The organism is Pseudomonas sp. CH61 (assembly GCF_059429415.1).
In genome coordinates, this window is the sequence record NZ_CM182098.1 from 801,413 (window position 1) to 815,087 (window position 13,675).

Annotated in this window: 16 protein-coding genes; 9 read left to right on the forward strand and 7 right to left on the reverse strand. The window is 60.6% G+C overall.

What is annotated here, in order from left to right:
- The first annotated feature begins 5 nt into the window (after positions 1–5).
- On the forward strand, positions 6–1,235 hold the full coding sequence (locus AC5SEM_RS03695) for a hypothetical protein (RefSeq protein WP_495472200.1): 1,230 nt from the start codon (positions 6–8) through the stop codon (positions 1,233–1,235).
- 104 nt (positions 1,236–1,339) lie between these two features.
- On the opposite strand, the gene AC5SEM_RS03700 is transcribed toward AC5SEM_RS03695, so the two are convergent.
- From AC5SEM_RS03700 to AC5SEM_RS03715, 4 genes are all read right to left on the reverse strand, one after another.
- Positions 1,340–1,717, reverse strand: a complete 378-nt coding sequence (locus tag AC5SEM_RS03700) for a YgaP family membrane protein (RefSeq protein WP_007911338.1) — start codon at positions 1,715–1,717, stop codon at positions 1,340–1,342.
- Between the two features lie 81 nt (positions 1,718–1,798).
- On the reverse strand, positions 1,799–2,269 hold the full coding sequence (locus AC5SEM_RS03705; protein ID WP_007911337.1) for an RNA methyltransferase: 471 nt from the start codon (positions 2,267–2,269) through the stop codon (positions 1,799–1,801).
- A gap of 192 nt (positions 2,270–2,461) precedes the next feature.
- Positions 2,462–2,833, reverse strand: a complete 372-nt coding sequence (locus AC5SEM_RS03710; RefSeq protein ID WP_007911336.1) for a YajD family HNH nuclease — start codon at positions 2,831–2,833, stop codon at positions 2,462–2,464.
- Between the two features lie 48 nt (positions 2,834–2,881).
- Complete coding sequence (locus tag AC5SEM_RS03715; RefSeq protein WP_007911335.1) at positions 2,882–3,568, reverse strand: spermidine synthase; 687 nt, start codon at positions 3,566–3,568, stop codon at positions 2,882–2,884.
- Positions 3,569–3,648: 80 nt separating this feature from the next.
- Here AC5SEM_RS03715 and AC5SEM_RS03720 point away from each other — a divergent pair, with 80 nt between their 5' ends.
- Positions 3,649–3,933 (forward strand): hypothetical protein, encoded by a 285-nt coding sequence (locus tag AC5SEM_RS03720; protein ID WP_077571550.1) that lies wholly within the window; start codon positions 3,649–3,651, stop codon positions 3,931–3,933.
- Here AC5SEM_RS03720 and AC5SEM_RS03725 read toward each other — a convergent pair.
- Together AC5SEM_RS03725 and AC5SEM_RS03730 are read right to left on the reverse strand one after the other, a co-directional pair.
- Positions 3,930–4,403, reverse strand: a complete 474-nt coding sequence (locus AC5SEM_RS03725; RefSeq protein WP_077571551.1) for a cyclic nucleotide-binding domain-containing protein — start codon at positions 4,401–4,403, stop codon at positions 3,930–3,932. The genes AC5SEM_RS03720 and AC5SEM_RS03725 overlap by 4 nt on opposite strands.
- A gap of 203 nt (positions 4,404–4,606) precedes the next feature.
- Entirely contained in the window at positions 4,607–6,661 is a 2,055-nt protein-coding gene (locus AC5SEM_RS03730; RefSeq protein ID WP_495472201.1) for a S9 family peptidase, read from the reverse strand.
- A gap of 226 nt (positions 6,662–6,887) precedes the next feature.
- Between AC5SEM_RS03730 and AC5SEM_RS03735 the strand changes: the two genes are divergently transcribed.
- The 3 genes from AC5SEM_RS03735 to AC5SEM_RS03745 are packed head-to-tail and all read left to right on the forward strand — an operon-like array spanning position 6,888 to position 8,732.
- A complete protein-coding gene (locus AC5SEM_RS03735; RefSeq protein WP_077571553.1) occupies positions 6,888–7,385 on the forward strand; it encodes an MFS transporter in 498 nt (165 codons plus the stop codon).
- A gap of 15 nt (positions 7,386–7,400) precedes the next feature.
- Positions 7,401–8,177 carry a class II glutamine amidotransferase gene (locus AC5SEM_RS03740; protein WP_008085906.1) on the forward strand — a complete coding sequence of 259 codons (777 nt, stop codon included), beginning with the start codon at positions 7,401–7,403 and terminating at the stop codon, positions 8,175–8,177.
- Between the two features lie 12 nt (positions 8,178–8,189).
- Positions 8,190–8,732, forward strand: a complete 543-nt coding sequence (locus AC5SEM_RS03745; RefSeq protein WP_495472202.1) for a DUF2937 family protein — start codon at positions 8,190–8,192, stop codon at positions 8,730–8,732.
- A 109-nt stretch (positions 8,733–8,841) separates the two neighbouring features.
- On the opposite strand, the gene AC5SEM_RS03750 is transcribed toward AC5SEM_RS03745, so the two are convergent.
- The gene (locus AC5SEM_RS03750) at positions 8,842–9,753 is read right to left on the reverse strand and encodes a LysR family transcriptional regulator (protein ID WP_495472203.1); all 912 of its coding nucleotides are present in this window, start codon (positions 9,751–9,753) and stop codon (positions 8,842–8,844) included.
- A 159-nt stretch (positions 9,754–9,912) separates the two neighbouring features.
- Between AC5SEM_RS03750 and AC5SEM_RS03755 the strand changes: the two genes are divergently transcribed.
- From AC5SEM_RS03755 to AC5SEM_RS03770, 4 genes are all read left to right on the forward strand, one after another.
- Entirely contained in the window at positions 9,913–11,199 is a 1,287-nt protein-coding gene (locus AC5SEM_RS03755) for an MFS transporter (protein ID WP_034153180.1), read from the forward strand.
- A gap of 62 nt (positions 11,200–11,261) precedes the next feature.
- Positions 11,262–12,014 carry a 5-oxoprolinase subunit PxpA gene (locus AC5SEM_RS03760; RefSeq protein WP_495472204.1) on the forward strand — a complete coding sequence of 251 codons (753 nt, stop codon included), beginning with the start codon at positions 11,262–11,264 and terminating at the stop codon, positions 12,012–12,014.
- The gene (locus tag AC5SEM_RS03765; protein ID WP_495472205.1) at positions 12,011–12,715 is read left to right on the forward strand and encodes a 5-oxoprolinase subunit B family protein; all 705 of its coding nucleotides are present in this window, start codon (positions 12,011–12,013) and stop codon (positions 12,713–12,715) included. Before AC5SEM_RS03760 ends, AC5SEM_RS03765 begins: the two co-directional genes overlap by 4 nt.
- Positions 12,712–13,629: a 5-oxoprolinase subunit C family protein gene (locus tag AC5SEM_RS03770; protein ID WP_495472206.1), complete on the forward strand. Its 918-nt coding sequence runs from the start codon at positions 12,712–12,714 to the stop codon at positions 13,627–13,629. The genes AC5SEM_RS03765 and AC5SEM_RS03770 overlap by 4 nt, the downstream gene beginning before the upstream one ends.
- Positions 13,630–13,675: the final 46 nt, after the last annotated feature.

A 13,675-nucleotide genomic window follows, 5' to 3' on the forward strand; every position in this document is an offset into this window, starting at 1 on the left:
TGCGTATGGCTGTCGGATTGCCGCAAGCGCTGATGGTTGCGCTGCTGGCGTTGAGCGTGCCGGCATGGGCGGCGAAGAAAGTCGATCTGGATTATCACGTGCGCCTGTTGCCGCAAAGTGATCAGGCCGAGGTGCGCCTGACCTTGGCCAAGGGCGAAGCGGTGCGCAGTCTCGATTTCGATCTTGGCGACGGCAGCCATTACAGCGACTTCAAGGCTGACGGCCAGTGGCTGCTGAGCCCGGGCAAACAGGCGCGCGGGGTCTGGCGCCCCGCCAGCGAAAAGTCCAGCCTGACCTACCGCGTGCGCATCAGCCACGGCCGCAAGAACGGCAGCTTCGACACACGCATGACCCCGACTTGGGCGTTGATGCGTGGCGACGAACTGGTGCCGCCAGCCAAACTCGATCAACAGGACGGCACCGAACTGGTCGCGCGTCTGCAATTCGAATTACCCGACGGTTGGAAGAGCATCGAAACCGCTTGGCCGCGCATCGGCAAAAACAAATTCCGCATCGACAATCCTTCGCGGCTCTTCGATCGACCGACCGGGTGGATGCTCGCCGGACACCTCGGCAGCCGCCGCACCCGGCTGGGCGAAACCGAAGTCACCGTGGCCTCGCCGCAAGGGCAGGGCATGCGGCGCATGGACGTGCTGACGTTGCTGACGTTCGTCTGGCCGCAGGTGCAGGCGGTTTATCCACGCCATCCGGCCAAACTGTTGATTGTCGGCGCCAACGATCCGATGTGGAGGGGCAGCCTCGGTGCGCATGAATCCATTTACGTGAATACGCGATTGCCGCTGGTCAGCGAAAGCGGTAGCAGCGCGCTGGTGCGTGAGCTGGCGCAGGTGTTCGGGCGGATCAACGACGAGCAGCGCAGCGACTGGATCAGCGAAGGTTTTGCCGAGTATTACGCGATCGAACTGGTGCGCCGCGCCGGTGGCATGAGCGATGAGCGTTATCAGGCGCTACAGGCGAAATTGGCCAAGGACAGCCAGAAGGTCACGACGTTGCGCGGCGAGCAGATCAGCCCGGCGCAGGTAGCGAAAGCAGTAGTTGTGTTGCAGGAACTCGATCGCGAGATTCGCTTGAAGACGCGCAACAAGCGTTCGCTGGATGATGTGTTGCGTGGGGCGATGCATCTGGGGACGGTGAGTACCAAGGCGTTTGTGCAACTGGCCGAGAGCGTTCTTGGCGAGTCGTCCAAAGTCCTTGATACCGGGTTACTTCAGTAATACCGCTATTCGCGAGCAGGCTCGCTCCCACAGGGGAATGCATTTCAAAAGGTGGGAGCGAGCCTGCTCGCGAAGGGGTCATTAGCCCCACCGCAAATCTCGGATCAAACCCCGGCTTTCGGCGATTTCACCGAATCATTGCCGGTCACGGTGGCGGTGCTGGTCGCCGCCTCGGCATTGGCTTTGAGCTTGCTCAACTCTTCCCCGGCCCGCTCGATCTTCGCCCGCACGTTATTCATGTCCTGACGGCTCTTCTCGATCAGGCTTTTCACCGAACTGTGTCCGGTAATCCCGCGCGCCATGGCCACGCCGCCGATCGCCACCTGAATCAACCCGAACACACCGCCACGGCGCAGGCCTTTGCCGACCATGATCACGCCGCCCGCGAGCGAGCCGATGCGTTCCCAGCCTTCGACGTTCTGCTCGGAACGACTCTGGAACGGGGTGGATTCGATACGTTCGACACGTTTGAGCTCGGTCATGATCTTTCTCCAGGCAATGAGTAATCGATAAACAAGCTGACTGCCAGAGCGGTCAGCTTGTTCCATCGGATGTGCGACGCTTTAGCGGAATTTTGGCCCGGAGCGGGTGTTCAAGCCCTTGGCCATGCGGTCGTAGAGCACGACATTGACCGTGGCGGCGAGGTTCATGCAACCGGTGGTCGGGATGTACACGACGTCTTCGCACCAGTCGCGGATCTCTTTATCCAGCGAGCCGTCTTCTGGGCCGAAGATGTACAGGGCGCGATCCGGGTGAGTGTATTCCGGCAGCGGGCGGGCGCCCTCGACCAGTTCCACGGCGACCGGCACGCAGTTGAGCGGGAGGATCTTTTTCAGATCGTCGATGCCGATCAGCGGGATGTCGTAGTGCACGCGTTTGGTGTCGGTGACGAAGTCGGCGGCGCGTTCATAACGCTTGCCGGTGTAGAACACCGACGCCACGCCATAGCAGCCTGCGGCGCGCATCACCGAACCGACGTTCTCCGGTGATTTGGGGTTATACAAACCAATGCAGCTGTACCGTTTGTCTGCCACGAGCGGGGTGCCTTCGGGAAAAAGAGCGCGATTATACGGGGATTGGGAGAGGGCGGGCAGATTCGAGATATGTGGTGTCTGGCCGGCCGCCTTCGCGAGCAGGCTCGCTCCCACATTGATTTCGTGTACACCACCAATCAAATGTGGGAGCGAGCCTGCTCGCGAAGGGGCCAGTTCAGGCGCTGAAGATCATCAGTCTTCTTTTTTCATCAACCCGGCCAGCGCGGCAAACGGGTTGTGCGTTGCCTTGGCAATCTTCGGCGTGCTCAGCGAGCCTTCGCTGAAATACTGCTGATCGGTATAGCGCGAGTGTTCGTTGTCGTGGCAATACAGGCACAACAATTCCCAGTTCGAGCCGTCCTGCGGGTTGTTGTCGTGGTTGTGGTCGCGATGGTGCACGGTCAGTTCGCTCAGGCGTTTGCCGGAAAACTCACGGGTGCAGCGGCCACAGACGTGCGGGTACATCTTCAGGGCCTTGTCGCGGTAGCCCATTTCCTTGTCGCGCTGGTTGTCGGCGAGGATGCGATCCAGCTTCGACGTGTTGGTTGGGGTGGACGAACTCATGGGTTCACCTTTGTAAAAGACTAATGACGGTTATGCGCAGAGTTTAGCTCAGCCCTTGAGCTTCTCGGCAATCCAGATCGTGTGGCGGGTGCCCTTGTTGCCGTGGGCGAAGACCTGGACTTCTTCGGCCTTGAAACCGGCCTTCTTCAATTTGTCGGAAAACAGCCGGTCGGCGCTGGCCGACCACACCGCCAGCACGCCTTTCGGGCGCAGGGCTTTGGCGCAGGCATTCAGACCGGCGGCCGAATACAACCAGCTATTGGCCTTCTGGGTCAGGCCTTCGGGGCCGTTGTCGACGTCGAGCATGATCGCATCGAAGCCGTTCGGTTCGCTTTGCAGCACTTTGGCCACGTCTTCCTGACGGATCACCGTGCGCGGATCGAGCAGCGGTCGACCGGACTTCTCGCCGAGCGGGCCACGGTTCCACTCGACCACGCCGGGCACCAGTTCCGCGACTACCACTTCGGCAGTCTTGCCCAGATGTTTGAGCGCCGAGGCGAGGGTGAAACCCATGCCCAGACCGCCGATCAGCACCCGCGAATCCGGCCGCCCAGCGACCTTGCGGCACGGAATCTCGGCCAGTGCATCTTCGGAACCGTGCATGCGCGTGTTCATCAATTGTCCGCCGTCGCCGCCCTGGATCTTGATGACAAAATCCTCGCCATATTCGAACAGGCACAGGGCACCGCCGCTTTCAGGGATCGGGGTGGTGTCGAGCAGAACGAAACGTTTCATGGAAATCTCTACAAGGGGGAAGGCAAGCAGGCCCGTTGGGAGTAGCCTGAGCGCAGACTAGAGGCCAAACGGAGCCCTTGATGAAGCGCACCATTCTAACGGTCATTGCCCTGGCCGCGCTCTCGATTACTGCAGTGCAGGCGCAACAGATAATTCCGGTCAGCCCGGCGCCGCAACCTGGCTCGCCCGGGACAGCGACACCGACGCCTTATCCGCAGATCACGCCGATCAACATTCCCAAGTCCGGTGCCGGCAGTGGCAGCCCGCCGCTGGTGCCGATCGAAATGCCTAGCCCGCCGAGCAAGGATCAGCCGGTGCCGGGTATCGAACCGACCGGCACCAAGGCAAAATCTCCCGGCGGTTAAACCTGTTGCGCCGCCAGTTGACCGTCGGCCATGCGCAGGCGTTTCGACAGCGATACGGCGAGGGCGCGGATGATTTTCGCGGCGATCTTCGGCGCGTCGTTGAGCATTTTTTCCAGCGAGTCCTTGCCGAGGTTCAATAGCTGGCAGTTAGTCGCAGCGACGCAGGTGGCCGAGCGGCGTTCACCGTCGAGCACGGCCATTTCGCCGAACGCCCGACCGCTGCGCAAGGTGGCCATGGTGATCACCTGACCATCGGGCCCGGTTTTTTGCACGGCGACCTGGCCGGTGTGGAGGATGCACATGAAACTGCCGGCATCGCCCTCGCGGAAAATCGCCTCGCCTTCAGCCACGGTGCTGATGCTGAAGTAGCCGGAAGCGGCCGCAAAGTCGGCCAGCTGCAATTGATCGAACAGGCCGCAGTCCATCAGCCAGTCGCGGATTTCGTTGTTCAGTAAGGTCGGTTCTGACATGTCGTCACGGTCTTTTTGTTTTCACTGTTTCAGGCTTCACACGGTCCCTTGTAGGAGTGAGCCTGCTCGCGATAGCGGTCGGTCATTCAAATCATCTTTAACTGACATACCGCTATCGCGAGCAGGCTCACTCCTACAGGATATCTGTGGGGATATCGGCCTCTTGGGTCTGCAATTAAGACCCAAGTGACCGACGGAGTTCCTCAGGCCAGGCCCAAAACCTTGAAAACAAATGCGTATTCGAGTGCTACGTCACGTAATTCCTGATAACGCCCGCTCATCCCGCCATGCCCGGCGCCCAGTTCAGTCTTGAGCAACAGCACATTGTCGTCAGTCTTGGTCGCGCGCAGTTTCGCCACCCACTTGGCCGCTTCCCAGTACTGCACGCGGCTGTCGTTGTAGCCGGCGATCACTAGCGTCGCCGGATAATCCTGCGCACTGACGTTTTCGTACGGCGCGTACGCCTTGATTCGCTCGTAAACCTCCGGCTCTTCGGGATTGCCCCATTCGTCATATTCGGTGACGGTCAGTGGCAGCTCCGGGTCGAGCATGGTGTTGAGCACGTCGACGAACGGCACTTCGGCAATCGCCACGCCGAACAGATCCGGGCGCTGGTTGAGCACCGCACCAATCAGCAAACCACCGGCGCTGCCGCCACTGATCGCCAGTTTTTCAGCGGTGGTGATGCCGTTAAGGATCAAGAACTCGGCGCAGGCAATGAAGTCGCTGAAGGTGTTGTGCTTGTGTTCCTGCTTGCCGGCGCGGTACCAGGCTTCGCCCAATTCACCGCCGCCACGCACGTGAGCAATGGCGAAGGCCATGCCACGATCCAGAAGGCTCAGGCGCGCGTGGGAGAACCACGGATCAAGGCTCGAGCCGTAAGCGCCGTAGCCATACAGATACAGCGGCACCGCTTTGCCAACCATTTCGCGTTTCATCACCAGACTGATCGGCACTTGCGTACCGTCCGGCGCCGTCGCCCACAGGCGCTGGCTGACGTAGGCGTCGGCGTCGAACGGGCCGAGCACCGGGGTTTCTTTCAAAACGGTTTGTTCGCCGCTCGCCAAGATCAACTGGCGCACCTGTGCCGGGCGATTCAACGCTTCGTAACGTAGACGAATACGGTCGCTCTCGAACTCCAGGCTGTTTTGCACATACAGGCTGTAGGCCGCGTCCGGCAATTGCACGCGATAAGGCGTCAGACCGTGTGGGTGAACTTCGATGATCGGCAGGCCACCCTCGCGCAGGCTCAGGGTCATGGCCTCGGTGTTGAGGCTGACGCCATCGAGCATCACCGTGTCGCTGTGGGGGATCAGGTTTTGCCAGTCGGCTTCGGACGGCGCGGTGCCGGTGTCCGGGGCCTGATACAGGGCGTAGTTGATGCCGTCACGATTGGTGCGGATGAACCACGTCCACACGCCATCGAGCAGACCGTGATCGACATCGTATTCATGATCCTCGACCCGTGGCGCCAGGCAGGTGAACGGCAGGTGCGGCTGATTGGCATCCAGCGCCCAGACTTCACTAGTGGTCTTGCTGCCCAGCGACAGCAGCAATTGCTGCTCGGAGCTGGAACGGTAGCAGTGCAGGAAGAAACGCCCGTCCGGCTCGTGGAACACCTCTTCGGCAGCGGTGCCATCGAGGCGATAGCGGAACAGTTTGTGTGGGCGATGGGTGTCGTCGAGTACGCCGAAAAACAGCGTCAGGCTGTCGTTGGCCCAGGTCATGCTGCCGTCGCAATCTTCGAATTCCAGTTCGCTGACTTTGTCGTTGGCCAGTTCCTTGACGAACAGCGTGTAGATCTCATCGCCCGAGGCGTCGACGCTGTAGGCCAGGCGCTGATGATCGGGGCTGATGCTGAACGCACCAAGCGAGAAGAACCCGCCGTTGGCCAGCACATTCGGGTCGAGCAGCAATTGTTCGCGGCTTTCGTCGAGGCTCAGGCTGTCGTCCGCCGGGCGTGGGCAGCGGTAGTGCCGGGCGTATTCGTCGCCCGCCGTGGTGCGCGTGTAATACAGGTACGGGCCCCACGGCGAGGGCAGGGACAGGTCGGTTTCCAGAATCCGGCCCTTGATCTCTTCGAACAGGTTTTCACGCAATTCAGCCTGATCGGCGGTTTGCGCTTCCTGGTAGGCGTTTTCGGCCTTTAGGTAATCGAGCACCGCGTCGGTGTCGCGCTCCTGCAGCCAGGCATACGGGTCGGCGCCGGCGGCCTTGTGGGCAATCGGGGCACTGATGACGTTGGCGGATTGGGGCATGGAAGGCTCTCGGACAATGTACGGAATAAGGGTTTTCGCAGCGCTTGAAACCGCCGCAGACCCTGTAGGAGTGAGCCTGCTCGCGATAAGGCCGGCACATTCAACATCAATGTTGTCAGGCTGTCCGTCATCGCGAGCAGGCTCACTCCCACAGGTCGCATGTCTATTGGGACAAGCCGCACGGGCGAAAAGTCGTTACTATAAGCGCCTCTTTGCCTGCCTTGCCATGGACACCATGACCGAGAACGACTATCTGATCGCCTGGGGCCTCTACGCCTTTGCCGCTGTGGGCTGCCTGTTGGTATGGATGCGCCTGACTACCTGGATGTGGCGCTGGTTGCGCGAACCGCTGCGCGTGCTGATGGCGGTGTTGCTGTTCAGCCCGACCATCATTGATCCGGTGAAAGCCAAGGTTGCGCCGTCCATTGCCATCACCGCGCTCGACCTGGCCTTCAAGGTCGGCAACAACGCCTGGCGGGCAGTCTCCGATCTGTTCATGTACGGCATGATCGCTTTCGCGATCTACCTGATTTTCGTGGCGATCCGCTTCCCGATCGAGCGTGCTTCGCGTGCGCGTCGTGAACAGGCCGAAGCCGCCAAAGCCGCCGCTCGCGCCGATGATCGCGATGACGATCAACCGTTTGGCGGCGCCGGCGATGACCGCTACGGTCGTCCTCCATTGCCGAATAATCCGCAGCGCATGCGGGTCGAGCCGCGCCTGTAACCCGAGAGTCCGCACATGTGTGAATTACTGGGCATGAGTGCCAACGTGCCGACCGATATCGTGTTCAGCTTCACCGGCCTGATGCAGCGCGGCGGCCGCACCGGCCCGCACCGCGACGGCTGGGGCATTGCCTTCTATGAAGGCCGTGGCTTGCGCCTGTTTCAGGACCCGGCCGCGAGTTGCGAGTCGGAAGTCGCCAATCTGGTGCAGCGCTATCCGATCAAGAGCGAAGTGGTCATCGGCCACATCCGCCAGGCCAACGTCGGCAAGGTCTGCCTGTCCAATACCCATCCGTTCGTCCGCGAGCTGTGGGGGCGCAACTGGTGTTTCGCGCACAACGGCCAGCTCGCCGATTTCACCCCGATCAAAAGTTTCTACCGCCCGGTCGGCGATACCGACAGCGAAGCGGCGTTCTGCGATTTGCTTAACCGTGTGCGTGCAGCATTCCCGGAGCCGGTCGATATAGAAGCGCTGCTGCCGGATCTGGTCGCCGCCTGCGCCGAATACCGCAGCAAAGGCGTATTCAACTGCCTGCTCAGCGATGGCGACTGGCTGTTCTGCTATTGCTCGACCAAACTCGCACAGATCACCCGCCGCGCACCGTTCGGCCCGGCGCGTCTGAAGGATGTCGACGTGATCGTCGATTTCCAGGCGGAAACCACGCCCAACGACGTGGTCACCGTGATCGCTACCGAGCCTTTGACCGAAAACGAAACCTGGACCCGCTACGAACCGGGCCAATGGAGCCTGTGGCGACGCGGCGAATGCGTCAGTCAAGGCAAGACCGAATAAGGATCTACCCCGATGTTGCTCAGTTATGTACGGCTGGTGTTGTTTGCGGCGGGCCTGTTGATCGGTGTCCAGGTGCCGGGTTTCATCAATGATTACGCCAAACGCGTCGAGGCGCATCTGATTGAAGCGCAGACCGGTCTGCGCGGTTTTCAGGGCACCGCCGAGCAGTTTTTCAAGGGTGATATGCAGGCGCTGGTCGCGCATTACCGCGCCAGTGAAGATCTGGTGTTTCGCAGCGATGCCGACAGCCTGAGCACTTTGCTCAGCCGTCAGATCGCGCTGGACAAGCAGTTCCAGGCGATGCAAGGCCCGTGGTACATCCGCTTCCTGCAAGTGGTGCTGGCCGCTGACCCGGATATTCGCAAGGAAACCTGGAACGGCTACAGCTACCAGATCCTGCTGACCCCGGAAGCGATGATCTGGGGCATGAGCGGCGCGTTGCTGCTGTCGTTCGGCATTGAATGCCTGTTCCGCTTGATCGATTGGGTCGTGCTGGGTGGCCGACGTCTGCGCCAGAGCCGGCCGATTGAAGACCGCGACGTGCGTGGCCTCTGATGATCGTTCCCACGCTCCGCGTGGGAATGCCTCAACGGACGCTCCGCGTTCGGCTTTCGAGGGACGCGGAGCGTCCCGGGCTGCATTCCCACGCGGAGCGTAGGAACGATCAACTTAAAACGATGTAGTCCTTGCCCACCTTGATCGCATATCCCTCCAGCACCTGCTGACACAACGTCACAATCTCCTCGACCCACTCAACGCCCACCCGCCACGACACCACCACCTGCAAGTTCGGTGGCCGTTGATCAATGTCCAGCAAGGTCAATTCACCCCGCGCCAGTTCCTCCGCCACCAACACCGGCGGCAGTACACCAATCCCGAATCCATCACGCAATAACCGGGTAATCGCCGACACCGAATTCACGCAGTTCAAGCGTGGCGCCAGCACCCCGTTGGCCTGCATCAGTGCCAGAAGATCCTGATGCGGTCGGGAGTTTTTCGAGTAGGTAATGATCCGTTCCTGCGCCAGTTCGGTGAGGTCGGCGTAGTCGCGGTTGTAGATCGAATTACTGGCAACAATCCAGCCCAGCGGATGGCTGGCCAGCTCCAGACTGCGCACGCTTTCATGGCGCACCAGATCGGTTTGCAGAACGATATCGAGAAAGCCTTTTTGCAACTGATCGCAGAGGTTCAGCGAAGTATCCGCCACCAGCTCGATTTCCACCCGTGGATACAAGTCGGTCATTTGCGCCACCAACGGGCTGAGCCAGGTGTGGATTACCGTGTCCATCACGCCAATGCGTACGCGCCCGACCTTGCTCGAGCGGGTCTCAATCGACTGTTTCAGCGCTGACATCGTGTCGAGCATCTGCTCGGCATATTCCAGCACTTTCAACCCTTCGGGCGTCAGGCTGACACCGCGTGAATCGCGCAAAAACAGCTTCACCCCCAGCTCACCTTCCAGCACCGCGATGCGGCTGGAAATCGACGCCTGGGTGGTGAACAGCTTGTCGGCGGTCAGGCGAAAACTCTTCAGGCGGGCGACCCAGACAAAGGTCTCGAGAAACTTCAGGTTCATGGGCAAGGCTCGGGTGACAAATTTTTCTTATGGCTAAGGCGGGTTTTTATTCGTTGGACGCAGCAGGGCCGCGCGACGAAAAATCGACGCATCCGGTCCCCACGATAGGCGTCGTCGGGGCTACGAACAAGACCAATAAAAAACCTGCGGAGATAAGCCATGCGTGCTCCCGACACCCTAGAAGTACCCAAGGCAACGGCGCGTCCGGGGCCGTTTGACTGGTATCGCAACATCAACCAGCAGGAGCGCCGAACGTTCTGGAGCTGCAAGATCGGCTACGGTCTGGACGGCATGGACACGCAGATGCTCAGCTTCGTCGTGCCGACACTGATTGCGATGTGGGGCATCACCACCGGCGAAGCGGGGTTGATTCATACCAGCACGCTGATTGCTTCAGCGATTGGCGGTTGGGTTGCCGGGATTCTCTCTGACCGCATCGGTCGTGTGCGCACCCTGCAACTGACCGTACTGTGGTTCGCCTTCTTCACCTTCCTCTGCGGCTTCGCGCAAAACTACGAACAATTATTGATCGCTCGCACCTTGATGGGCTTCGGTTTCGGCGGCGAATGGACCGCCGGTGCGGTGCTGATCGGTGAAGTGATCCGCGCCAAGGACCGTGGCAAAGCGGTGGGCATGGTGCAATCCGGGTGGGCGTTGGGCTGGGGACTGACGGCGATTCTGTATGCGTTGCTGTTCTCGGTATTGCCGCCGGAAGATGCCTGGCGGGCGCTGTTCATCCTCGGCATCGTGCCGGCAATTTTCGTGATTTTCGTCCGTCGTCTGGTCAAGGATCCGGAGATCTATCGCGAGGCCAAGGCCCAACAAACGCCGGAGACTCAGTCGAAGTTTTACGAGATCTTCGCCCCCGGCATGCTCTTCACCACGTTCCGCGCTTCGCTGCTGACTACCGGTGCTCTGGGCGGTTATTACGCGATCACTTCCTGGCTGCCGACCTTTCTGAAAAACGAACGCGGCTTGAGCGTACTCGGCACCGGCGGCTATCTGGCGATGGTGATTGTCGGCTCCTACGTCGGTTACGTGATCAGCGCCTACCTGACTGACCTGCTGGGGCGGAAAAAGAACTTCATCCTCTTCGCGGTCGGCTCGTTCACCATCGTTCTGCTCTACACGCAGCTGCCAGTGAGCAACGGCGTGATGCTGTGGCTGGGCTTCCCGCTGGGCTTCTTTGCTTCAGGGATTTTCAGTGGCATGGGCGCGTTTCTGACCGAGCTGTTCCCCACGCGAATTCGCGGTTCGGGGCAGGGCTTTTGCTACAACATCGGTCGGGCGCTGGCGGCATTGTTTCCGCTGCTGATTGGTCTGCTCAGCCAGAAAGTACCGTTGAGCGTAGGCATTGGTGCCTTTGCCGCAGTGTCTTACGGCGTGGTGATTATCGCGGCGCTGAGCCTGCCGGAAACCCGTGGCAAGCAACTGGACGCGCAGTAACTGATAACCTGCGCAGCACAGTCCTACAGATAAAAAGACAAGCACCTACAGGAGTGTTCACCGTGAGCCGCCTGCTATTGAATTGCGACATTGGCGAGAGCTTCGGCAGCTGGACCATGGGTCTGGACGCCGAGGTCATGCCCTTCATCGATTGCGCCAACGTGGCCTGCGGTTTCCACGCCGGTGACCCGAGCATCATGCGCAAGACCGTCAGCCTGGCGTTGAGCCATGGCGTGCAGATCGGCGCACACCCGGCTTACCAGGATCTGGTCGGTTTCGGTCGCCGCTCCATGGCGTATTCGGCGCAAGAGCTGCAAGACATCCTGCATTACCAGATCGGAGCCCTCGACGGCATTTGCAAAGCCCAGGGCGGGCGCGTCAGTTACGTCAAACCCCACGGCGCGATGTACAACGACATGATGGCCAACCCGGCGCAACTGCGTGCGGTGATTCAGGCCGTGGCCGCTTACGACCGCAGCCTGCCGCTGATGCTGATGGCTACTCGCGACAATTCGGCTGCGCAGCAGATTGGCGATGAGTACGGCGTGACGTTGTGGTTCGAAGCCTTCGCTGACCGCGCTTACGACAGTGTCGGCAAACTGGTTTCACGACAACTGCCGGGCGCGGTGCATCACGACCCCGAGAAGATCATCGAGCAAGCGTTGACCATCGCCCGTGGCGACAGCCTCAGCGCCAGCGACGGCAGCGCCTTGCTGCTGCACGCCAATACCCTCTGCGTGCACGGCGACAACGCCAGTTCGGTCGCCGCCGTGCAACGCATTCGCGAGGCCTTGAATCAGCAGAGCGCGCCATGAACCCAAGGATTGAAGTGGTGGCACTGGATTGCCTGATGCTGCGTCTGTTCGATGAAATCGCCGAAACCAACATGCCGTGGATGCTCGCCGCCAGTGAGCGCTTGCGTACGGCATTCGGTGAGCAACTGATCGATCTGGTGCCTTCCTATACGACGCTGATGGTGCATTACGATTTGACTGCACTGAGTCCGGGTCAGGCGCGGGAATTGATCGCCGAAGCGTTGATCGACCTGTCGCCAAATGCGCGAACGGCTGGCCAGTGCCATGTGCTGCCGGTCTGGTATGACTTGAGCGTCGGCCCTGAGTTGAGCTTGCTCGCCGAGCGCAGCGGTCTGGCGGTGACGGAGGTGATCCGGCGCCACAGTGCGCGGGAGTATCAGGTGTTCGCCCTGGGTTTCGCACCGGGGTTCGCCTTTATGGGACTGGTAGAAGAGATTCTGGCCGCGCCACGTCTGAATACCCCACGAAAAAAAGTTGCTGCAGGCAGCGTCGGGATTGCCGAACGGCAAACGGCGGCCTATCCGGTAGTGTCCCCCGGTGGCTGGAACCTGATCGGTCGCACGCCAGCGAAATTGTTCGACCGCAATCGCGATGGTTACAGCCTGATGCAACCGGGCGACACGGTGCGATTCGAAGTGGTCAGTCACGCCGAATTCGTCAATCTGGGCGGCGATGACACGCCACTGGAGGTGCAGGCATGAGCCGACTGACGATTGAAGCGAGTACACCGCTCTGTCTGTTGCAGGATGCAGGACGTTTCGGCGTGCGCCATCTGGGCGTTACCCAGGGCGGCGCGGCGGACTGGTGCTCAATGAGCTGGGCCAACTGGTTGCTGGGCAACGGACTGGATGTGCCGGTGATCGAAATCACCCTCGGCGGCTTTGCCGTCATCGCGGAGGAGGACTGCTTGCTGGCGCTGGCCGGAGCTGATCTTGGCGCGCAGATTGAGGGGCAACCGCTGGCGCCGTGGCGCAGTTTCAAGTTGGGTAAAGGACAGAAGTTGCTGTTCACGCAACCGTTGCTCGGTGCCCGGGCTTATCTGGCGGCGCCCGGTGGCTTCGAGGCCCCCAAGGTCTTGGGCAGCAGCGCGACAGTGGTGCGCGAAGAGCTCGGTGGTCTGGATGGCCTGGGTTTGCCGCTGGCCAAGGGGGCAGGGCTGAGCTATCGCGGTGAATCGCTGTCGCTTCGCGAAGTGCCTTTGGCATTACGGCCTGATTTGAAATCGAATGCAGCGCTGGATCTGGTACTCGGCGCGCAGATCGGCCAGTTCAGCGGGCAGAGCCTGTTTGATGTGTTCAATACATCCTGGTCACTGGACAGTCGCGCAGATCGCATGGGCATTCGCTTGTTGGGCAGCGCCTTGCACTATCAAGGGCTCCCGATGATTTCCGAAGGCATTCCACTCGGCGCAGTGCAGGTGCCGCCGGACGGGCAGCCGATCGTCTTGCTCAATGATCGCCAGACCATTGGTGGTTATCCACGCTTGGGCGCGTTGACGCCGTTGGCGCTGGCGAGGCTGGCGCAGCGTCTGCCGGGTGACAAGGTGCGCTTCACACCTGTCATGCAAGAGCGTGCATGGCTCGACCATATCAACTACCTGAAGTCCTACTTGTAATTGACCGTATTTCGGACTGAAGACCGAGACGTTTCCTGACGCTTTG

Excerpts from the sequence above, each read along its gene's own strand:
- AC5SEM_RS03695 (WP_495472200.1), top strand. The coding sequence starts at position 6 with ATGGCTGTCGGATTGCCGCAAGCGCTGATGGTTGCGCTGCTGGCGTTG.
- AC5SEM_RS03700 (WP_007911338.1), bottom strand. The coding sequence starts at position 1,717 with ATGACCGAGCTCAAACGTGTCGAACGTATCGAATCCACCCCGTTCCAG.
- AC5SEM_RS03710 (WP_007911336.1), bottom strand. The coding sequence starts at position 2,833 with ATGAGTTCGTCCACCCCAACCAACACGTCGAAGCTGGATCGCATCCTC.
- AC5SEM_RS03715 (WP_007911335.1), bottom strand. The coding sequence starts at position 3,568 with ATGAAACGTTTCGTTCTGCTCGACACCACCCCGATCCCTGAAAGCGGC.
- AC5SEM_RS03720 (WP_077571550.1), top strand. The coding sequence starts at position 3,649 with ATGAAGCGCACCATTCTAACGGTCATTGCCCTGGCCGCGCTCTCGATT.
- AC5SEM_RS03725 (WP_077571551.1), bottom strand. The coding sequence starts at position 4,403 with ATGTCAGAACCGACCTTACTGAACAACGAAATCCGCGACTGGCTGATG.
- AC5SEM_RS03730 (WP_495472201.1), bottom strand. The coding sequence starts at position 6,661 with ATGCCCCAATCCGCCAACGTCATCAGTGCCCCGATTGCCCACAAGGCC.
- AC5SEM_RS03735 (WP_077571553.1), top strand. The coding sequence starts at position 6,888 with ATGGACACCATGACCGAGAACGACTATCTGATCGCCTGGGGCCTCTAC.
- AC5SEM_RS03740 (WP_008085906.1), top strand. The coding sequence starts at position 7,401 with ATGTGTGAATTACTGGGCATGAGTGCCAACGTGCCGACCGATATCGTG.
- AC5SEM_RS03745 (WP_495472202.1), top strand. The coding sequence starts at position 8,190 with ATGTTGCTCAGTTATGTACGGCTGGTGTTGTTTGCGGCGGGCCTGTTG.
- AC5SEM_RS03750 (WP_495472203.1), bottom strand. The coding sequence starts at position 9,753 with ATGAACCTGAAGTTTCTCGAGACCTTTGTCTGGGTCGCCCGCCTGAAG.
- AC5SEM_RS03755 (WP_034153180.1), top strand. The coding sequence starts at position 9,913 with ATGCGTGCTCCCGACACCCTAGAAGTACCCAAGGCAACGGCGCGTCCG.
- AC5SEM_RS03765 (WP_495472205.1), top strand. The coding sequence starts at position 12,011 with ATGAACCCAAGGATTGAAGTGGTGGCACTGGATTGCCTGATGCTGCGT.
- AC5SEM_RS03770 (WP_495472206.1), top strand. The coding sequence starts at position 12,712 with ATGAGCCGACTGACGATTGAAGCGAGTACACCGCTCTGTCTGTTGCAG.